Origin of the sequence: Rubrobacter aplysinae (genome assembly GCF_001029505.1) — a bacterium.
Lineage (GTDB): Bacteria > Actinomycetota > Rubrobacteria > Rubrobacterales > Rubrobacteraceae > Rubrobacter_A > Rubrobacter_A aplysinae.
Genome location: NZ_LEKH01000007.1, coordinates 116,271 through 136,850 on the forward strand (window position 1 = coordinate 116,271; position 20,580 = coordinate 136,850).

Genomic DNA, 20,580 nt, shown 5'->3' on the forward strand with positions numbered 1-20,580 from the left:
CACTGGGACGAAGTGCCTTCGCAGTAGCGCTCAGCGGTATCGTAACGCCTGTCGCCTAATCGGTACGCGATAGAGAGAATGGTACGGTTCAGCTTCGATCGCTTGAGCGCGGGTGACTATGAGACCCTGCTAAAAGCTTGCGCTCCTAATGTAGAGCATGTCTTCCCTGGAGAGCACCCACTAGGAGGTACCCGCAACACCAAAGAGGGGCTTGGGCGTTGGTTTGAGCGTCTGTACAGACTGTTTCCAGGACTGGACTTCGAGGTTCAGAGGGTGCTGGTACGCGGCGGACCGTGGCAGACGGTGGCGACGGTTGAGTGGGTGGATCGGGCACGTCCAGCCGATGGGAGCCCCTATGAGAACGAAGGTATGCACGTCCTACGCTTTTCATGGGGCCGGGTGGTCGGCATCCGCGCTTACCTCGATACGCAAAAGGTTGGGGAGCTCTGCGAGCGCCTCGCCAGAGAAGGTGTCGAAGAGGCCTCCGCGCCGCCAATCATTACATAGCGTTACATAAATGGGAATAACCAGAAGAGATGGTAACAGACTCTCCATAACTGGCGCTCCCGCTATACGCCGGGCATCTAATGATGAGGTCTGAACGCCGGGCGGAAATCGTTTATCTATTCACCACTACCTACTCTCGTAGGTCAGGGTGACCCGCGCTGGTCCGGACTCGTAATCGGTGAGCAGAAACGAGGCGTACCCATCGCCGGTCTGTACGTTGCGCACATCCTTAAAGGTAGTGCCTGGGTCGCCCACGAGTTCGATCATGGATACGATCAGTTCCCCGAGCACCAGGCCCTCGGGATGGTCCCTCAGAGTCTCCCTGAGCTCCATGAGGTCTTCTATATTCTGCATCTCCGAGCCCGGTACCTTGTTGCCTTTCGGGTCGATCCAGTAGCCACTCTTCTTTGGCTCCTCTGGTTGTTCTGTCATGTTGCTCTCCTTCATGGCCGTCGCATGCCGGAGACTTCTCAGACTCCGGCTTCGGGGTCCGTCCCGGCCTTTCGTACCGTGTTAGCCCTATCGGCTTCGGCCAGCCACTCCAGGTACTCCCAGATCCGGTCGGCGCGAGCCAGCCTGCTCTCGGCGTCATTGGCCTCTATGAACCTCTCAACGTACTCCGGCATCCTGTCCGCTACCGGTATGCGGTGGCTGGGTCCGAGTCGGTCCAGGACCACGAGCGCCGATCTCTCATCTGCCTCCAGCCGCTTGCGGAGCGAGCGTAGCCCGGCCTCGTGCGTAGCCGTTTCACCCGGCATCCTGGCCGGGTCTATGCCGAGGATGTCGGCGAGCCTTCTCAGGGCGATCTCCGCGCCCTCGGCGGTGCTGATCTCTTCCTGCTCGTCACGGTCGCCGCCGTCGGGATGGGTCACCCCTTCCCAGTAGAGCCGCTCGGCTCTCCAGTAGACAAGCCCTTCACTGAGCAGCGGGGCAAGGACACGGTTCGCCGCGAGCGTGAACAGCGTTCCTAGCCCGCGTGGCACGTGCTCCAGCATCGCTCGGGATGGTGAGCTTACTGAGTTCAGTGGAGTCATTTGTAGCCTTCCTTTCTCTTGTGCGCGGTGGTGTGGACGGGCATTGATCCGGGCCGGAGCCTGCTAGCCAGGCCCGCCTCCCGGTGCTCTGGAGGCGGGCCTGGGAAGTGTCGTGTTAGAAGACCTTAGAACAGCGCCGGCTGCTCGTAGGAGTGGGGGTTCTCTATGTGCCCGGCGTGTGAGAACCCGACCAGCTCGGGAGTTCGCCGTTTTCTCTCGGGCTCCGGTGTCTCCGTAGTCCCCGGGGTCGCGGATGGTTGAGGAGCGAGTGGGGCTATAGCCCGCCACGCGGCCTCGACGTCCTCTTCTGCCACGGTCTCTCCCTCTGGATCGGCCTCGCCGTCCTCGCCGAGAGCCCGGATGCCGCGCTCTTGCATCTCCTTTAGGACCTTCGACCAGTCCGTGGCCTGCTCGGGCTGGACCTGGAGCTCGCCGTCGAACGCGAGGTCCGAGGCTGCCCCTTTGTTCGACAGGAGCTCGTACTTACGCTCGGCAAGAGACCCTTTCGGGATCACCGAGTACACCGAGACCGGCTTTTTCGAGGTCAGCCGGTGTACGCGGGCTATGAACTGGTCCATCACCGAGAAGGAGTAGGGAAGGCCGTGGACTATGACGGTCGAGGATACGTCGAGGTTGTGGCCGAGCTTGACGGCCGCCACGCCGGCGCACAACACCTGGGCGTCGCCCTCTACGAACTGCTCGATCTCACGGCTACGCTTACGGGGGTTCTTGGTCGAGATCGCGCCGTTTGCGGCTTCCTCGGTGATATGTACGGCCTTTATACCCTTCTCCTGCAAGCGGTCGGCGATCCACTTGCCGGTCATGATCAGGTCTGAGCCCACAAGCACCTTCTCGCCGCGCTCGACGTGCTCCATTACTAGCTCGAGGACCTTCAGGGTGGCCGGGGTAAAGTTCGAGAGCTCACCGAGCTCCTCTCGCGCCTCGGGCCACTCTCTGGAGGGTTCGTCCGAAGCCGGAAGTGTGGCCGCGGTCTCGAGGCGCCAGAGCTGGCCGAGAGCGGCGGCCCACTTATCCACCAGGCCCTTCTCGACCATCGGATGATTCGGGAACTTCCACTCGAAGTAAGAACCGAACCGGGAGAGCCAGAACCGATTAGCCCGCTTCTGGGCCGCGCCCATCGGCACCCTGACGGGATGGTAGGTCCGCTCGACCAGGGGCTCGCCGGTCTGCTCCTTGCGGCACCGGCTTATGGCGGGCTGTGCCAGGCGCCAGAACTGGGAGACGTTGGCAACCTGGGGCAGTATCTTGCGCCGCTTGCGCTGGTTCGCCTCGCCGTCTTCGGCGCGGCCCATCATGTGCTCGGTGACGCAGAAGTCGTCCTCGAACTTTGCCTTACCGCCGTGGTAGTCGTACGGGAATGCAGGGGTTGCATTACCGAGGCATATGTAGAGCCCCCAAAATGCGTCGGCCAGAAAGTTTGATAGCGGGGTGCCGGTTGCGCCATAGATGTGGGGGCCACGAGCCAGAGCGCGCAGTGACTTGCTCCTCAGCGAGTCGTCGCCGCGGACCTCGGAGATCTCGTCTATGCACCTGACACCCTGCTTGAAGGCGGTCGTCAGGTGAGTGTAGGCAGCCTTCCGATAGACGGAGCGGTGGACGTAGCCGCAGCCGGGGTTATAGCCGTAGCTGTCACCCCTGCACACCTCACCGTCCCAGCCGGAATCCGTGTCCGCGCCGCAAGAGGGGCAAGCGTCGGCGGTCGTCGCGGTGTTCGCTCCACCAAGGAGCCCCGGGATGGTAGTAGGACTGCCCTTGGAGAGCTTGTAGCGGTACAGGCGGCCCCCCAGGGCCGCCCGGTGGTCCACGTACTCCTCCGGGAGTACCTCCTTCTTGCGGCCCACGATTGACAGGCATTCGTAGTAGGTTATGAACCAGCCCTCCTCGCCGGCCTCCATCCGCTTCGCCACTTCGCGGGCCTTGGCCGGGGTGCGGATCTCCTCTAGCTCGCCCCCGGCATACCGCTCGGCGTCGGCCTTGTAGCGGGCCAGGACGTTCTCCCGCACCTCTTCCGGGGTGTGGACCCTGGAGCCGAAGAACTTCTTGTACTCCCGGCCCCACTGCCTGAGAAGATCCTGCGGGGCGACAAAGAGCACCTGGTTCTTCGCGCCGAGCCTGACCGTGGCCTCGGCGAGCACCATGAGCTGCAAGGACTTTCCGAGTCCCTGCTCATGTGCCAGGACTCCCCGGCGCTTGGTGAGTAGCCGGGAGAGGTGGTCTATCTGGAACTCTTTGAGCGTGAAGCCGTTCTCGTCGGCTATCTCTTCGAGTAGGCGGCGGTACTCACCGACCTCCTCGGGGAACTTCTCGGCGACCGAGCCGGGGTCGGGGATCTCGAAGTGCTCGATGAGGTAGGCGATGTTCTCCGGCCCCTCGTCGAAGGACTGCTGCTCTGAGCCCCTGCCGATCTTCACCTCCAGAAGCCGACGCTCGGTCTGGAACTGCCTGAGCTCCGGCACGCCGTCCTTGTCCTCGACCACACGGCTCTCGGTCTGCTGGTCGATCTTGGAGTTGGTGGAGAGCGCGTAGTTCTCGCCGGCCTCGAAGCCGCGCTCGGGGTCGGTCTTCTTGCAGCGGATGAAGTCGAGGTCGGTAAGCCAGCCAAGGCGCATCTGGGGCTTTAAGGTGAAAAGCGGCGTGGAGACCTTTTCAGCCTCGGCGAGCGCCTTATCCGCGGCCTCTTCCAGAGCCGGGTCCAGGGTAAGCGCCTCCTCGTCCCGTAGCTCGCGCAGTTGGCGGAGGGTCCTCGGGTTCTGGCCGAAGTAGGAGACGTGCTGGCCTCCGAGGAGCTCGATCTCGCGCACGGTGCGCGAGCCTTTCGTGTTCGCCAGGGCGAGCTTTGAGAACGCCGAGATGCCAACCGAGACCTTCGAGCCCTTCAGGGTAAGGTCGTAACGGTTGGCACGGGCTTTGCTCCGTGCCGTTTTCTCCCGGCTCTGGTACTCGCGGCGCACCGCCCTAAAGCCGGACGCAAGCGCCTCCTCATTCGGGGAGTAGGGCATGACGTGCGGTGTGTGCCGCCGGCGCGCGGCCACGACCTCTTCGGCTAGCTCCGGCAGCTCCTCACGTCGGGCCGAGAGCCGCGCCGGCCTCTCGCCGGGGGCGCGGTTAGTGTTGGCCGGGCTCACGTAGAAGGCGATGGAGGAGGGAAGCTGCACTCCCTCAAACAGCGGGCCTTCGACATCGACCACGGCGTAGACGCCCGCCGCCACCTCGCGGGAGAGGACAGCTGTTGCGAGCCGGTCGGTGCCGCAGACCATCGCCCCCTGCCCGAAACGCTCCATCAGGTCCAGCGACCACAGAAAGGCGAGCACGGTGGAGTTGATGTTCGACTTGCTCTTGCCAGCGTCGCGCCAGTCCAGTCCAAAGGGCGGGTTCAGAGCGAGTGCCGGGAAGCGGGTGCCACCTGCCCGGAGCATGGGCACGACCTTCTGGGAGTCGCCTTGGATCGCGGTGTACGGATACTCGGGAGCGCCAGCATGGTCGCCGTCTATCTCTATGCCGTAGCGGGCCGCTTCGTTAAAGGCGGCCAAAAGAGAGCCGGATCCGGCCGTGGGATCGAGCACGGGAGTCCTCTCGCCAAGGACCTCGGCTATTAGCCGTGAGGCCTGTATCGGCGCAAAATACTGCTGAAGACCTATGAAGGCGGCCTTGTTGCCGCGGGCATTGGTGAGCACCCGGCGGCTCGAAGAGAGCGCCTCATCGGTGGCCGCGCCGCCGCGCAGCTTCCCGCGCTTGGCGTCGCTACGGCTAGCGGTTCTTGACTGTGGCACGGGTGTACCAACCTCATCTCCGTCCTCGTCCGGGATAGCCGGAGCATCGAGGATCGGGGGCGTGGTCAGGGTCCCGGTCGCCGGGGTGGACGTTCTACTGAGGTGATCCACGGCCACGACACCTCCTTCTATGGTTCGGTTTGATAACTCCCTATACACGCAGAGCCGCCTCGTGCGGCCCGCATCCATTCGGGGCCGCACGAGGCGTCCGGGCGAGAGGCGGTTGGGGACCGCCAGGGTAGTTAGAACAGCATCCGGGCTATCTTGGCCTCGGTGAAGCCGATAGGTATCGTCTTGCCGGTGTCGGCCGCTACTCCGGCTTCTTCGAGAGCGGCCATCATCCCCTCGCCCTCGCTGTAATCCTTGATAAGCACGGCGCCTATACCTAGCTGGGGATTTGCCTCGGGGACGTTCACGGTAGCCGTTGCAACCGGTTTATCGTCGCGGATGTCCGTAAGGTAGATGGCCGTAGCCCCGCCTTCGGGATAGCGGTCGCGGTAGGCGTTGCAGGTGTAGCCGCCAAAGCTGACGGTAACGGGTAGCTTCTCGGGCATGCTTGTCTCCTCTGTAGGGTGCTGCATGGACGGTTCCTACGATTGTGGAAGCACCGGTGGGCAAGTTGTGAAAGCCGGTAGGCGGTCCGCATCTTTTGCGGGACCGCCTGCCGGCTCTCGGAGGAGCGGGGTTCTCTAGGTTCTCTAGGCGGCTACCGAGCTCTCTCCGGAGTCCGGGATTTCGGCCGCTTCGTGAACTCCGTAGTCGAGGACCTTGCCGACCACCTCGTGGATTCGACCTATAACGCCCTGCAGAGTCTTCGGATCCTCGGCGTGACGGGCGATGTACGGGAAGCTAAACGCCTCCGTGTCTATGCCGAAGTGCCCGCAGATCGCGTAGGAGGCGCCTTCGGCCTCGGTCTCCTTGGTTCCCGTGTCCTCGGTAAGGCTGACGTGCAGCGGGTGCAGGAAGTAGTGGCAGAGCTCGTGAGCCAGGGTGGTAGCCTTACTCACCTCCGGTATGGCACTGGAGATCACGATCCGCCCGCTCCTCGGGTCGTGATAGCCGTAGTGTCCGGGTCCGAGCTCAGCCTCGGTAACGGGTACGCCCTCGGCCTCGCAGACGCGAGAGAGCGCCGAGTACAGGCGTTCGGCGGAGCTTGCGTCAGCCTCTACCCTCCCGGTCATTGGCGGCGCAGGTAGAGGTTCTCCTTCAGTCGATTCGTAGGCGAAGACGTTGGCGTCGCGGAATCCGACCATTTTCTTGACCATCTCGCCGGTCTCCTCATCCTCTACCTTGCGGAGTACCGGGGCAAGGACCTTGATCGCTTTCTCGCCCTTTTTGACCTGCCGGCCGTGCTCCTGCCACTTCCGGTACCCGGCCACCATCGTCGCGTCGGGGCGCTGGAGGAAGATAAGCATGGTGTTGTTCGGTGAATACTTCCGAAATGACCGGGTGAACGAGAGGTATCGCTTGAATTCCTCGCTCGTGGTGATCCGGGTGATGCCCTCTTTGAGGAGCTCCATCGCCTTCGAGGTCTTCTCGGTACCGGCTGTACCCTTTGTCTCAGTGCCTCGGATCGCATCGGCACGCTTTCGGGCACGGGGCTCCGCGGTCTGCATGTCGCATCCTTTCTAGAGGGTATATAAGGGTTTTTAAGGATTGATGTACAGGAGAGGTAGACCGGCTCCGGAAGGTGGGGAAAGGAAGGGAAAGGAGAAAGGAGCCCGGAGCCGGTCAGCCCTCTCGACCCCTGGCGAGGGCTGACCGGGCCGGGTATACAAGGAGAGATGGTAATGCAGTTCTAGAGGTTCTAGAGGTCCGCCTGGTCGAAGTCGGGCTCCGGCGGGTCCTCCAGTAGCTCGTCGCGGTACTCACCGCGAGCGGTCTGGACGCTGATGTGGTGCGAGATCGACCGGTGTGCCCTGCTCGCCCGCTTGCGCGCGGCGACCTCCCGGTAATAAAGGTGCTCGAGCTCCACCGCCACCCGGGAGAGCTTATCCGCATGATCCATCACGGAGCGCCCGTGCTCGAAGTACTCGGGATCGTCGTAGGTCAGCGGATACTGGGCGAGCCAGGAGGCGTTTGAGGCGCAGCCCTGTACCGTGAGCTCGGCGTCGTGCATCCTGTCCTCCAGCCTGCGGGCCTTGCGGCATGTCTCGAATCCTTCGGAACCTTCGAAGCAGCCGCAGCCGTAGAGTCGTACCGTATCGCTCATCACTACCTCCTTTCCCGAGATCTTTCTGCCTCTTTGTTATCGAGCTCTGGCGTGAGTTCTTGCATGATGATCTCCTTGGTTTCTCGTTATCAGGCCGCCTCACACAGACCTGGCTCTGCCCCGGCCTGCTCCGGGCTCTGATGTCGTGGAGCTTCCTCCGCTGCCTCCTCGGACGGCTCGCCAGCGCTGGCCAGCTGTCCCCGGACGGCGGGTTCGGAGTAGAAGGCGAGTACGAGGCTCTTGGCGTCTGCCTCATAAGAGGCGTTGACTGGTCTCCAGCCCCCGGTACCGGTGCTCACGAACCGCTTCAAGCACCACGTGGTCTGACTTACCTCACCGGCTGCAGAGCGGACACCGATAACCACCCTGGTAGTGGGTGAGTCGGCCGCGCTCGCGTAACCCTGGCCGCATAGACCTTCATTAGCGCGGTAACGGCGCTCGGCAAGCTTCAAGCTACACACCGGATTGCCTTCGTCGTCTTCCCTTACGGTAGCTCCGAGCATCCTAAGCAGGTTCCGCCTGCCGAGCAGCCATCTCACCCAGAAACGACTTAGGAGACGCTGTAGAGCGAGCACGCTGCTTTCGGCCCGGCCTATCACGCCCCGCTGCTCGGTAACTTTTTTTCGGGCTTGGTTCAAGAACACCCGCGCCAGCCAGGCGAAGAGTAGGGCGATCAGGGAGCGGAGCAGCTCCGTAGCGGCGGCCTTCAGGCGCGCTCGGGCACGGGCGGTGGTCTTTGCGAGGTGGTCCACCTCCGAAGGGTCTTCGAGGGCCACTCTCATGGCTAGCTCTGTAGCCTCTTCCTCGTCTCTGAACTCGCGCCGGGAGGAGGCTACGAGGTCCCTGGGGTCCGGCTCTACCTTCGGGTTGTAGATGGTGATCTTGGTCTGATTGGCGGGCACCGCACTCTCCTCCGGGTAGCCTTCTGCTGCTTGCACCCCTGAAAGCAGCAGAAGGCGGCATATCTTACGTAGGCTGGCCTGGTGGAGATCAGCTACTCTCTTACGTGACTTTATGTAACTGTATGCAGCTGTATGCAACTAGCTAGCCTGCCCGGGTACGCTCGCCTCTATCTTCAGCGGTGATTCTGCCGGCATTGGTGGAAGGCTTTGAGACTTCGAGCCCGGCGCCCGAGTCCACCCTGGCGGGGGCTGTCTGGCGCGTATCGGGTAGCAGCCGGCCGAGCTCGTCTATCCGCTCGACCACGAATGAGAAGCCGCGCCTCTCATCCTGCTCGACGACTCCTTCGAGGAGAAAAGAGGCGGCACCGTAGAGATTGTGACCGTACCTCTGGTAGGTATCACTGAATATGGTGGCCTGCAAGAGCCCCGTCTCGTCTTCTATAAGCAGGAAGTAGACGGGCTTGCCGCTCTTGGTGGGCGGGCTCTGTAGACACTCCAAGATCCCGGCGGCCCGGACGCGGGAGCCGTGGGGCATCTCCCGTACCTTCCTCGCCGGCGTTACCCGGAGCTCCTTCAGAGCCTGGCGGTACCTTCGTAGAGGGTGTTCCACGACGTCCAGCGAGAGTACCTCGCGCTGCATCCTCGCCTCCTCGCTGGGCGGGAATGGTAGGCTCGCTATTCGTCCGGCACCCGGACGTTCGTACCACCAGCCATCTTCCACGGAGCTTCCGAGCCCGGTGATCACGGCTGCGGATAGCTCTCTCTGATTATCTCCGCACCGTTTCCTGGGGAGTCTTTCAGCTTCCTCAAGAAGCTCCCTGCGGCCGCCAGTCTTCTCACGACTCAGCGCGTCGAGGAAGCCGCCTCTTATAAGGTTCGCCAGCGCCCGGCTGTCTACCGGGGTGCGATGGTAGAGATCGGCTGCTGAGGAGAAAGGGCGCTCCTCCCGCTCCGCGAGTATCCCGTCGATACTCCGCTGTGAGAGCCCCTTGCAGTAGGAGAGCCCGACGCGAACGGCGGTTCCGTTTTCCGCAGAGTGCTCCACGGTACACCCCTCCCCGGATAGATGTATGTCGGGCGGGAGTATGGAGATCTCTATCCTCCGGGCCTCGTTGAGGAGCACCCTCGGGGAGTAGAATCCCATGGGCTGTGAATTGAGAAGTGCCGTGAAGTAGGGGGCGGGATACTCGCACCGCATGTAGGCCGAGGCGTAGGAGAGCTCGGCGAAGGAGGCGGCATGGGCGGCCGAGAAGCCGTAGGCGGCGAAGCCAATCATCCAGTCCACTATCTCCCGGGCCGTCTCTTCCGGAACGCCTCTGGATATAGTCCTCTCCAGGAACTCCCGCTTTATCCCGTCCATCGCTCCTGTACCCCGATCCTTGGTCATGGCCCGGCGAATCCCGTCGGCTTCGGCGAGTGAGAAGTGGGCGACCCGGTTTGCAACCTCGAGGATCTGCTCCTGGTATATAAGGACCCCGTAGGTCGGGCGCAGGACCTCGTCGAGCTCCGGGAGTGGGACGGAGTACGGTTCCTGACCGTTACGCCGGCGCACGTAGGGGGTGACGAGGTCGCCTCTAACCGGGCCGGGCCGGAACAGGGAGATCGAGGCCGTGATGTCCGAGAGCCGACGCGGCTTGAGCCTCCTTGAAAGCGCCATCTGGCCCGGCGACTCCAACTGGAACATCCCGGCATTCTCCCCGGTCCGGATCAGAGCGTAGGTCTCTTTGTCTCCGGATGGGGGAGAGAGGGGGTCTATCTCCTCGCCGGTGCGATCCGAGACCAGCGCCCCGCACTTCCTTAGAGCGGTGTGCATCTTGAGGCCGAGCACATCGAGCTTGGGCAGCCCGACGTACTCCAGGTCGTCCTTGTCGTACTGGACCCGGAGGAGGCCCTCCATCCCGGAATGCTCCATTGGTACTATCTCGGAGAGGTGCTGATGGTCGGTGCCGACTACGAGGCCTCCGAGATGTGTGCCGGGCTGATGGAGACGCCCCGCGAGCTTTTCGGCGAGCTCCAGGAGCAGCCCGTAGCGCCTCCGGTCCTGGAGGGCGTGCTCCCGCATCGCCGGGTTCTTCAGCGCGTGGCCCCAGGTGGAGGACTCGTCCTGGTTGATGGTCGTGTCCCTGTCGCGGATTCGCCTGGGTACTCCTCTGGCAAGAGCGTCTATCTCGGCCGGGGAGTAGCCGAGGGCTCTGGCCGCCGCTCGTACACCACCGCGAAGTGAGAAGGTCGCTGCCGTGGCCGCCACCCCGGCGCCGTACTGCGAGTAGCGGGAGATCAGCTCGTCGCGCACCTCGTCTCTCAATTCACTGCACATGTCCATGTCGATGTCCGGCGGGTCCTTCTTCCGCCCCTCATGCATGAAGCGCTCGAACAAGAGGCGGTGCTCGAAGGGGTCTGGCTGGGTGAGGCCCAGGCAGTACGCCACGAGCGAGTTCGCCCCTGATCCCCGGCCCGTTACCGGAGTACCCAACTCGCTCGCTATCTCCTTCGCTTCATGTGCGAAAAGAAAGTAGCTCGTAAAGCCGAGCTCTCCGATACAGGATAGCTCGCGCCTGAGACGCGCCTTCACCTCGGGACCGGGCTTGCCGTAGCGTTCTCGGGCACCGCGCAAGACCAGTGACAGCAGCCTCTCCCTGGGGGAGACCGCGCAACTTCCTTCCTCAGTAGCACGGTATGGGGGATAAGCCGGTACCAGTACCTCGCCTCCTAAAGAGACGGCTCCAGCGCAGTGTTCGGCCAGCAGGCCCGTGTTAGCCAGCGCCTCGGGGAGGTCTCCGAAAAGCCGCTCCATCTTCCAGGCGGGCTTGAGGTAGAGCTGGTCGGTGGGCCGGTGATCTGGACCGGGTAGAGACACGGTGTTGTAGGCGGCCCACATCGTCTCACTGAGCTTGTGATCCGCCGGCTCCAGGTAGGTGACCTCGTTGGCGGCCACCGTGGGTACGCCGCACTCGTCTGCGAGCCCCGAGATGCGCCGCAGCCCCTTCTTGGAATATCTGGTACGGTCGTCGGTTAGCTCCACGTAGAGGCTATCTTCTCCGAAGGCCTTCCCGAGCTCGTACAGGAGCCGCTTCGCTCCGGCCCATTTCCCTCGTTCCACGAGGCTTGCGATCAGCCCATAGGGTATGGCCCCGGTAAGGCATATAAGCCCCGGCGAACTTGCGGCTTCCTCCAGTAGCACCTCTAAAGGGCAGACCGGGAACCGCCTCTCCTTCGCCGAGGGATGCCCTCCAGCCGCACCATCCGCTCCGGGCCTGGTTCTGTAGCGGGTGATGAGCCTGCACAGTGCCGCGTAGCCCTCCATGGACTCGCAGAGGAGGACCACATGGCCGCGCACCCCGCGGGCTTCCACGGTGACCTCGGCCCCGACGATAGGGGAGAGGCCGTGCTCTTTACAGGCCGCCAGAAACTTCGGCACCCCGTACATCCCATCACGGTCCGTGAGTGCGAGATAGTCATAGCCCATGCCAGCCGCAGCCTCTGCGAGCTCGTCCGGGTAGGCAACGCCCTGGCCGTAGCTGTAGCCGCTCCTGACGTGGAGGTGGGCGCTGAAGTCGGGTAGAGACATCAGGCTGCCCGCACCTCCCGCTGGGGCTCCGCCCATACACACTCTCCGCCCCGGTCCAATTCGACCAGGCGCCAAACCGCGTCTACCCCTCCGTCGGGCTCCCACCAGCGGTCAACCTCCCGCCAGCGGGACATCACCCTTACAACCCTCCCGGCCCGTGCTCCAGACGGAGCTCCAGTTTGTCCAGGCGCGGGCGCGGCCTGCTCCGAGGCTCGCCACAGCCAGCTACTCCTGGCGAAGTGCTCCAGGATCTCCTTGCGGGACTCCAGTGAGTGGAACAGTGGCTCCGCATAGCCTTCCGGCCGCAAGGGGTAGCCGTGAATTTCCGAGACAGATGCCTCCACGGACGCTTCCAAAACTCTCCCTTCCTGGGAGCGGCCGGTAGCCCGGTTGAGCGGTTAAGGATCGTCGGGGGGATGAGAGCCAGGCTCTCCGCCGGTATAATGGACGGAGAGGCCAGGCGTCTCTATCCCGATCACACCCTCTCCGCGACCCGCAAGGTTGGCAGCCGGTAGGTCACGGAGAGACCGGGGTAGGGGCGCTCCTCTTTTTCCTCGTTTCTTCTCTTTTTCTACACTACACCAAATGCACGTTTGATGTCTAGGGCAGAGGAGGGTATAGTTCTCTGAAGATGGTCGAGGAGCTACACCCGTTGCACCCGAGGAGGTTAGAGATCCTCCGGTACGTCGCGCGCCGGCGCTCCGGAGGAGAGACGCCGCCTTCGGTGAAGGAGATAGCCGGAGCCGTAGGGCTCTCTAGCACGCAGACCGTCCACCATCATCTGGGGAAGCTAAAGGGCGAGGGATATATAGAGCGGGACGGGAGCTGGGCGAAGATGCTCCGGCTCACGGAGCGCGGCTGGCAGGCGGTGGGGGAGATGCCCCTGATGGGCCGGGCGGCCGCCGGGCGGGGGCTTGAGGCCATAGCCACCGACGAGGCGTACTCCCTGGCCGGGGAGCTCTTGCTCTCTGGTAGCGGTAGGCAACGTTACCTCTTGCGGATAGTGGGGGACTCGATGGTCGACGCCAAGATCTCTGACGGGGACCTCGTGGTAGTCGAGCAGGAAGAAGACCCGCCTGATGGGACGATAGTGGTTGCGCTGCTCGAAGGTGATGAGGTAACGGTAAAGCGACTGTACCGCAAGAACAGCCACGTACTCCTCGTTGCCGAGAGCCCCGAGCACGAGGATATAGAGGTGGGGTGGGGCGAGGTAGAGGTCCAGGGCCGGGTCGTGTACGTCATCCACGCCGCCCGGTAGGGGGAGTCGCCCGAGGCGCTCCTGCTGCTCTCGAGCCGCTTTGGGGCTTCTCCGTATGATACTTCTGCGTGCCCGAAGCGGTGACCAGGCCCGGAGCGGCAACTAAAGCTCATGGCCCGCGCGGCCGATTACCAGCAGGGGTGCGTACGCCTTTCACGAGCAGGGCGGCAAGGAGGCAAGGAGGTAGTCAGGGCATGGCAGGGAGAATAGGCCGGTGGTTCCACGAGGGCCGCGCCAGGGCACTGGTCTCCGGCGCGGTCCTGTGTGCGCTACTTACCCTAGCCGGGTGCTCGGGGGCCGGGAGCGGCGGCTCCACCACCGCTGCACAGACCTCCCCGGACAGCGTGTCCGGGACCGCGGAGGAGGCAGCGCAGACTACGAGCCGGGAGCCCACGGCCGCGCCCGCTGTCGCATCCGCCGGGCCGGAGACCACCAAAGCCCCGGATACCGAAGGGAGGGTCTCGTCAGCGGGGGGCGCTAGCGGGAAGCTCACCGTGACCTTCCTCGACGTCGGGCAAGGTAACTCCGCACTCCTGGAGCTACCGGGAGGGGAGAACGTCCTCGTAGATGGCGGCCCTACAGAGGCCGGCCCGCTCGTGGTACGGAGGCTCGGCGAGCTTGGCGTCCGAGAGCTCGACGCCGTAGTGCTCTCCCACGCGGACGAGGACCACGTGGGTGGACTGGCGGACGTCCTCGATGCGGTGCCGGTGGATACGGTGTACGACTCGGCCTACCCCCACGGCACGGGGGCCTACGAGGACTTCCTGGCAGCGGTCGAGGAGTCGGGGGCGCGGTACGTCGAGACCAGGGCTGGAGACGCGGTCAGGGAGGACTCTCCGGCTGAGCTCGAGTTCATCTATCCCGACGAGCTCGGGGAGGGGACCAATGAGAGCTCGCTGGTGCTCGACCTCACCTACGGAGATTTCGACGCCGTGTTCATGGGCGACGCCGAGGCAGAGCAGGAGGAGGAGCTCCTGGCCGCCGGGCGGGTGCCGGACGTGGAGATTTTGCAGGTAGGCCACCACGGCTCCTCCGACGCCACCTCTGAGGAGTTCCTACAGGCCGCCTCCCCCGAGGCCGCGGTTATACAGGTGGGGGCGGACAACTCCTACGGCCACCCGACGCCGGAGGTTCTTTCGCGGCTCAGGGAGTACGGCGCGAACGTTTACCGGACGGACCTGCGAGGCGAGGTCTCCTTCAGAAGCGACGGGTCGAGCTACAGGGCCGTAGGTACGGGACGCGGGAACAGGACCGCAGGGCCATCGGGGCAGAGTACCGGGTCCGGGAGCCGTCAGACGCAGGCTCCTGCCTCCGATCCGGCCACCGGAGAGTCCGGAGGTTCCGGCGGGGTTAGCGGCTCCGGCGCATCTACCGGCTCCAGTGAGTCCAGCAGCTCGACTGGCTCCAGCAGCCCCAACGAGTACAACTGTTCGGACTTCGAGACCTGGGATGAAGCCCAGGCCGTGCTCGAGCAGGAGCCCTCGGATCCCAACTACCTGGACGGTGAGGGGGATGGCATCGCCTGCGAGAGCCTGCCCGGAGCCCCGGAGCGGTAGGAAACATAGACGTGACGGGCTCAGAGGCCACCGCTACCATAGACCGCTTCGAGGGACCCGAGAAAGAGGTCGCCGTGCTCATAGAGGATACGGGGGGTACGGAAGGCTCCCGGCCGGGGACGGGCGTCAAGGTGGACGTGGACCGGTCGCTGCTACCGGAGGGAGCGGAGGAGGGGGACGTGATCCTGCTCTCCTGCTCCCTTGGAGAAGGCGACGAGGAGACCGTGCGCGTCGCCCTGAAAGACGCCTGTCTTGACCGGCAGGCCACCGACGCGCGCCAGAAGCGAGTCGAGGACCGGCTAGAGCGCCTCAAAGGCGGAGAACACAGAGAAGGCAGTAGAGGCGGGGAAGGCCGTGAGTGAGCGGGGGATGAAAGCCGCAAGGTTTCGAGGATAATTAGCCCATCATGTGCGGACGGTTCACACTCACCACCCCGACGGGAAGGCTGGTGGATCAGTTCGAGCTAACCGGAGAGCTGCCGGAGCTTACCCCAAGCTACAACATAGCACCGGCCCAGAAGATAGCCGCCGTGGCCGCCAACGCGGAAGGCGAAAGGCGGCTCGGGAAACTCCAGTGGGGACTGGTGCCGCGCTGGTCACGGGACCCGGAGATCGGTTCCCGCATGATAAACGCCCGGGCCGAGACGGTCGCGGAGAAGAACTCCTTCAAGTCCGCGTTCAAGAAGAGGCGGTGCCTTATCCCCGCCGACGGCTTCTACGAGTGGGCGAGGAACGAGGCAGGATCTGGCCCAAAGCAACCCTACTACATGCGTCTTGAGGACGGCACTCCCTACGCCTTCGCTGGATTGTGGGAGAGCTGGGAAAGCGAAGATGGCCGGAAGATCCATAGCACCACTATCATCACGACGGAGGCGAACGAGCTGATGAGCGGGATCCACCACAGGATGCCCGTCATCCTCGCCCCGGAGAGCTACGCCACGTGGCTCGATACCTCTATACAGGAGCCCGGAGAGCTCATGCCACTCCTCTCGCCGTACCCTTCGGAGCAGATGGAGGCCTACCCGGTGAGCACCCACATCAATAAGCCAGCCAACGATGACCCCGCGTGCGTAGAGCCGGTCGGTCCGGCGGAGCCTGCGGGCGAGCAGAGTCGCTAGGCTCGAACTGTCCGCCAGGGGCCACTACGAGCTGCCGGAGACGCTGGCCCGTCACGCATCGGCTAGCGGACCGTACGAGCCCAGTGAACTCGAAGAGATCTGCCGTCGGGCTGGGGCAGGACTCGGCGGGGAGGATGCAGCGCTCGGTGAGTTTCGCTCGGCGGCGGACATGGTGTCACTGTGGCGGGATCTGGACCTGCCGGCCTGGAAAGCTCCCTATGCGCTAAGAGCGGCGCGGCTAGGTTACCTCGCGGGCTTTGGCGATGCGCTGACGCGAGGCGGACTGGACGAAGGGACGGCTTCGAGGGCGGCCGCTGCCCGGTGGGGCGGGCGCTGGCAGGAGCGTCTGGGCGCGCTTAGGAAAAGAGAGGACTCTGTATAGATACCGGGGATTAGGTTTCCCGCGAACCACCACTACAGAGCAGTTTTCGTCTTCGACCTTCTCATCTCGTTTGTAGTGCTGGCAGTCTGTAATCGGCGTTTCCCCGCTATGCTACTTGCTGAATCATTCTTCCTCCAAAGGTGCGTTTACTAATTCTTGCCAGTAGGCGGGGATTACCGGCGTCCGGTAGTGACGGCTCGCAATAAGGCCAATTATATGCCAGCCATGTGCGAAGCAAGAGAGGGACTCAAACTCACGGCGCTCTCTATATAGGCTAATGATGTGAGCTCTGAGTTCATCGAGCGTCGGGGGTAGCTGGATTGGTGCCTGCGTGGTTCCGCTTGTGAAGCCGGCGTTATCTCGGTACAGGTGCTCTTCGGTGTCCTCAGTTGGGAACCATAGCTGCAGGGTTGTATTGCTAAACGTCCCATCTATAGATCCCTTGAAGGCTTCGTAGGAAGCGTCCATATCCAGAACCGCATGCCAATGCGCCAGCGTAGGTAGCAGGGTTGAGAGCTGCATCAGGTTCTCCTTGGACGGACCTTGGTCGACATGCATGGCAACGAGGTCATCGTAGGAGTCGGTGTAAATAGGAAAATGTTTACCCACGTTGTACGCGAGCAGAATCCGGCCGCAGGTGTTTTCGACCCAGTCTGCAGCGAACGAGTGGAGACCGACTTCATTGAGCGCGAGCAATCCCAATGCTACGTCGACAACATGACCATCGAATCGCGGCGTTGAGGCGGCAGGATTATTGTTGATCAGGGCGGCGAGGATCCGAGCGGTGCTCTGCGCATTGCCTTCAATGTTCGCTTGGTCCTGCTCGCTCGTAGAGGTAGCGGCGACGCGCTTCATTGCTATGGTCAGCACGCTAAAAATACTTATAGAATCGAAAGTGCGCAGGGGATACTCTAGTTCATCGTCCCACTGCCCGGAGAGGCCATCCGGTACTATGCACAATGGAGCGAGTTTGACGGCGTAAGCAAAAAGTACCTGAATGTAGGTACTGAAGATCCTCTCGAACTCTCCGCGTGTTGTCTCACAATTGAGAAGATCAAACTCGCGCATCCAATCCCAGGAAAGCAACACGGCACGCTCTGCGCAGAGTAACGCAGGTCGCAGGTTGTCCGCTTCCTCACACCAGTGGAAGACTATATTAAGGCTCAGGTTGAGTAGGCGTAGAGCGCGCTGTCGTTGCCGTATGGCCCCTGGTGCGCCCCCCGTCGGCAGGTCGCGTTCAAAGAGTGTGCCATGAAGTAGTGAGTAAAAGTGGTGGGGCTCCTCCTCGTTTTGATCGGCTAATGCGATAGTCTTGCGTATTTGCTTCTGTGCTGACTGGGGGAAGAGATACTCATCCAGGAAGTGCTCCTCGACGAGTGTGGCGAGTTTGTCAGCGCCCCAGAATTCGTACTCCCTGGCACCTGGTTCGGTGTGCCGCTCCTTATAGCCTCTCCAGTTGTCCTCTACGGCCTGCTCCATGTCCCCGCCGCCACAGAGCACTATCTTTTTGACCAACTCGCGGTGCTCTTCGTCGACGTGCTTCGGTATGTAAATCTCAAGGATCTCATCGAGCGAGGGGCGCACCGCTTGTGGTCCACTGCCATCCCAGTCACGGCGATTGATGTCCCCTTGTTTGATGGTGATAAGGAAGAGTTTCTTTGTACCATCCTCTGGATCGCATCCTATTCCGGCCACGTCCACGCCATACTGCCGCACGCCCACTTGTGCTTTGCTAATAGGCTCTATACCCATGGCGAACAAGAGGTCAGCCAGAAGAGCGTCGAGTTCCTTCGATTCCTTCAGCATGCTGAGATACTCGCGAATGACCAGCCTCACGTGCCGACACCTCCTTCCGCGTCTCCCGCATTGTTGGCGTCTTCATCTCCAGAGTTGCTATCTTCGTTGAGTCCGGCAGACTGACCCCTCAACCGTCGATACATTTGCCCGACAGGGTCTAGTATTTCTCCGCGCGGCTTTTCTGCACTGACGGAGAACGGGCTGAGCTCGGAGGGTTCGGTGAAGCCACCCTCAAGCTCCATAAAATGACTACGACCGTACTTAAGAGGCAGCTCGGGTATAATGCTAAGCAAGACAGAGGACTGCTTTGCTCTATCCATCATTTCGGTTTGTTGCTTATGTTCCGCCAGACGTAGCAGGTACCGATGGTGCGATGGCGGCTGAAATTCTCGGAGTTGAGGCAACTCGTTCAGAGCTTTAAGGTAGGCCTCTGAGCTACCAAGAGCAACCCGGGCAACCTTGATTTCTTCTTCTGAAACGTCACTGTTCTCAAGTCTCCTTCTCAGGTAGTCGCCTGCTTCATAAGGGTAGTTATAGAGTGCGTAATCAGCGAGCGCACCAGCAATGAAGCTGAGCAGCTCGTGCGAGCCTGAGTTCCGGCGAGCAGCTGACAGCAACAGTGCAGTAAGAGGTCGACTTGTCGCGACAAGTCCCGCGATGCGCTGTAGCGTGTGGACGGTAGCCTGCTCATCGAGTTTGTCCAGAACCGACTTACTAAGCGTCAGCCACGGCTGTGTCCCACTAGTGATGTCGTAGGTGGCGTGCACCACATCACGTGCTGCACGGTGTAGCCGCCGCTCAGAGGACGAAAACCAGCGCGTTATGGTCTCCTTAAGAGTCTCTGGATAGTGCCGCACTAGTTCGGCGAAGGCACCATGTAGCATTTCAGTAAGTTTGCCTTCTTCGTCGCCCGATCCATAGTGTCGACTGATCACCGTAGCTTCCATGAACTCGACTGCGAGGTTCGGGCTTTCTCTTGAAACGCGGTACATGGAGTGATCCAGGTTCTCCCATGTACCTACTTGGGAGGCCGGTGTCACGGCCAGATTCAGCAGTGCCTCTTTGAACCAGGTCTCCCCATGAGCTTCGTCGGCTTTCAGAAACAGAATCGAGGACACGTGTCCCCGAGTGGCTGGCTCTGGCCGTGTAGAGAGCTCAATCAGCGCCTTTGTGGCTTCCGGCTTTCGGCTAAGTATGTTGCCGTATGCTCCGGCTAGCGCGTAGTCGACCTCGGCGTCTGAAGCCGACCTTATGCGCTCAAGACGATTCCATGTAGTATCCAGCAAACAACCACGATCATCTTCAGAATAAGAGATGTGGCCTAGTGTGGCGATTCCAGCCCTCCTTACAGCAGGAGCGGCACTCTCGGTCAACTCGATCGCACGTCGATGGGCCTCGTGCAGATCAAATGCCGCAAAGCCGACCAAAATTGCCGGCAGGAAAGTAATGAGCTGTAAATTCGGATATTTTTTGAAGGTTTCATAGAGTTCATTGCCCTCCGCCCGAGAGCGGGACGCCAACTTCTCTACGGCGTTATACACGATCCCTGCTGCACCGTCGTTAGCTGTTGCCTCGGATACCGCCTCCAGTGTTTCAGCGAGGTTGTTGGCCTCGAACGCGAGCTCTGGTAGCGCCCCGCAGAAAGGGCTGTAGAGGTCCCAGAAGAGCCGATTTTGCGGGTTTCCATCTGTGGTTGCCCTCGCCAGCTCTCCGAGGCGCCCGATGATGTCTCTGCCGTGGTCACGGGCCAAGATGAGCAGTACGATCGTTGTCGCCTCACGCCCTCGGAAGTACTCCAAAATTCGATGTTGCGCCTCGACTAGCTCTCCGGCAAACCGATCAGGCTCGTCCCATTCCGATGTCATGACGGTAGCCACATGCTGGCTCAGGTACTCCTGCCTCACACTTGGGTCGGTGAAGGAGATCCCCTCACTCCCTCTCGCCAAATAGCCAAATTCCTCTGCAGCGCTCATGTCCGGAGCTGCGCTATCTACCTCGATAGGCTCTTCAACCTGCTCGTAAATAGCACCAGCAGCGTACTGTAGAGCCAAATGAGCCTCGGGGAGATCGTGCTCTATACGTCGCCATCGGGGAGTAGGGTCAGTCGCCAGTGTGGAATGATCCATAGGATGAATTTTACGCGCATCAGCACACAAAGCATCAGCGATTGGGGCCACCAGTGTGTCACTGACCAAAGTAGCCAGCGTAGCTCACTCATGTGCAACCGCCTTGAGAATGAAGCGCAAAACACAGCTTCGCCAAAATGGGGGTATGCGGGAAGAGGTGGGGGAGAGACGCATAGGTAGCCTACGGGCGCTCCTCACATTCCCGGAATCGCTTCCCGCATTCAAGTTCCCGAGTTTGTCTACGAGCACGGGTTCTAGGAAATCTACATCCAAGGGGGCACAAGGGGGAGACGTTCCGCGTGGACATATGCTAAATCTCCAAGCACTTCG

At 62.0% G+C, this 20,580-nt stretch carries 17 protein-coding genes; 6 read left to right on the forward strand and 11 right to left on the reverse strand.

Annotation, left to right across the window (positions count from 1 at the left end):
* The first annotated feature begins 78 nt into the window (after positions 1-78).
* Positions 79-507: a nuclear transport factor 2 family protein gene (locus tag ABD53_RS17990; protein ID WP_047865469.1), complete on the forward strand. Its 429-nt coding sequence runs from the start codon at positions 79-81 to the stop codon at positions 505-507.
* 126 nt (positions 508-633) lie between these two features.
* On the opposite strand, the gene ABD53_RS09165 is transcribed toward ABD53_RS17990, so the two are convergent.
* The 9 genes from ABD53_RS09165 to ABD53_RS17275 all read right to left on the reverse strand — a co-directional run bounded on the left by ABD53_RS09165 (position 634) and on the right by ABD53_RS17275 (position 12,370).
* On the reverse strand, positions 634-939 hold the full coding sequence (locus ABD53_RS09165) for a hypothetical protein (RefSeq protein ID WP_152670701.1): 306 nt from the start codon (positions 937-939) through the stop codon (positions 634-636).
* Positions 940-977: 38 nt separating this feature from the next.
* On the reverse strand, positions 978-1,490 hold the full coding sequence (locus ABD53_RS09170) for a hypothetical protein (protein ID WP_152670702.1): 513 nt from the start codon (positions 1,488-1,490) through the stop codon (positions 978-980).
* Between the two features lie 176 nt (positions 1,491-1,666).
* Complete coding sequence (locus ABD53_RS09175) at positions 1,667-5,443, reverse strand: SNF2-related protein (RefSeq protein WP_160309661.1); 3,777 nt, start codon at positions 5,441-5,443, stop codon at positions 1,667-1,669.
* Positions 5,444-5,574: 131 nt separating this feature from the next.
* A complete protein-coding gene (locus tag ABD53_RS09180) occupies positions 5,575-5,886 on the reverse strand; it encodes a hypothetical protein (protein ID WP_047865473.1) in 312 nt (103 codons plus the stop codon).
* 144 nt (positions 5,887-6,030) lie between these two features.
* Positions 6,031-6,948: an ArdC-like ssDNA-binding domain-containing protein gene (locus ABD53_RS09185; RefSeq protein ID WP_053057875.1), complete on the reverse strand. Its 918-nt coding sequence runs from the start codon at positions 6,946-6,948 to the stop codon at positions 6,031-6,033.
* A gap of 191 nt (positions 6,949-7,139) precedes the next feature.
* Positions 7,140-7,544, reverse strand: coding sequence for a hypothetical protein (locus ABD53_RS09190; protein WP_047865474.1), 405 nt, complete (start codon positions 7,542-7,544; stop codon positions 7,140-7,142).
* 89 nt (positions 7,545-7,633) lie between these two features.
* Positions 7,634-8,446 carry a hypothetical protein gene (locus tag ABD53_RS09195; RefSeq protein WP_047865475.1) on the reverse strand — a complete coding sequence of 271 codons (813 nt, stop codon included), beginning with the start codon at positions 8,444-8,446 and terminating at the stop codon, positions 7,634-7,636.
* A 142-nt stretch (positions 8,447-8,588) separates the two neighbouring features.
* Positions 8,589-12,050 carry a DNA polymerase III subunit alpha gene (locus tag ABD53_RS09200; protein ID WP_084709467.1) on the reverse strand — a complete coding sequence of 1,154 codons (3,462 nt, stop codon included), beginning with the start codon at positions 12,048-12,050 and terminating at the stop codon, positions 8,589-8,591.
* On the reverse strand, positions 12,014-12,370 hold the full coding sequence (locus tag ABD53_RS17275) for a hypothetical protein (protein WP_047865477.1): 357 nt from the start codon (positions 12,368-12,370) through the stop codon (positions 12,014-12,016). The genes ABD53_RS09200 and ABD53_RS17275 overlap by 37 nt, the downstream gene beginning before the upstream one ends.
* A 275-nt stretch (positions 12,371-12,645) precedes the next feature.
* Between ABD53_RS17275 and lexA the strand changes: the two genes are divergently transcribed.
* The 5 genes from lexA to ABD53_RS16970 all read left to right on the forward strand — a co-directional run bounded on the left by lexA (position 12,646) and on the right by ABD53_RS16970 (position 16,327).
* Positions 12,646-13,272: a transcriptional repressor LexA gene (lexA, locus tag ABD53_RS09210; RefSeq protein ID WP_047865478.1), complete on the forward strand. Its 627-nt coding sequence runs from the start codon at positions 12,646-12,648 to the stop codon at positions 13,270-13,272.
* 194 nt (positions 13,273-13,466) lie between these two features.
* On the forward strand, positions 13,467-14,828 hold the full coding sequence (locus tag ABD53_RS09215; protein ID WP_053057876.1) for an MBL fold metallo-hydrolase: 1,362 nt from the start codon (positions 13,467-13,469) through the stop codon (positions 14,826-14,828).
* 11 nt (positions 14,829-14,839) lie between these two features.
* Positions 14,840-15,190: a DUF3006 domain-containing protein gene (locus ABD53_RS09220; RefSeq protein WP_047865479.1), complete on the forward strand. Its 351-nt coding sequence runs from the start codon at positions 14,840-14,842 to the stop codon at positions 15,188-15,190.
* Positions 15,191-15,234: 44 nt separating this feature from the next.
* Entirely contained in the window at positions 15,235-15,945 is a 711-nt protein-coding gene (locus tag ABD53_RS09225; RefSeq protein ID WP_047865480.1) for an SOS response-associated peptidase, read from the forward strand.
* Positions 15,946-16,114: 169 nt separating this feature from the next.
* Positions 16,115-16,327: a hypothetical protein gene (locus ABD53_RS16970; RefSeq protein ID WP_152670704.1), complete on the forward strand. Its 213-nt coding sequence runs from the start codon at positions 16,115-16,117 to the stop codon at positions 16,325-16,327.
* A gap of 123 nt (positions 16,328-16,450) precedes the next feature.
* On the opposite strand, the gene ABD53_RS09230 is transcribed toward ABD53_RS16970, so the two are convergent.
* Entirely contained in the window at positions 16,451-18,163 is a 1,713-nt protein-coding gene (locus ABD53_RS09230) for a hypothetical protein (RefSeq protein ID WP_047865481.1), read from the reverse strand.
* The gene (locus ABD53_RS09235; RefSeq protein WP_047865482.1) at positions 18,160-20,175 is read right to left on the reverse strand and encodes a hypothetical protein; all 2,016 of its coding nucleotides are present in this window, start codon (positions 20,173-20,175) and stop codon (positions 18,160-18,162) included. The genes ABD53_RS09230 and ABD53_RS09235 overlap by 4 nt, the downstream gene beginning before the upstream one ends.
* Between the last annotated feature and the right edge of the window lie 405 nt (positions 20,176-20,580).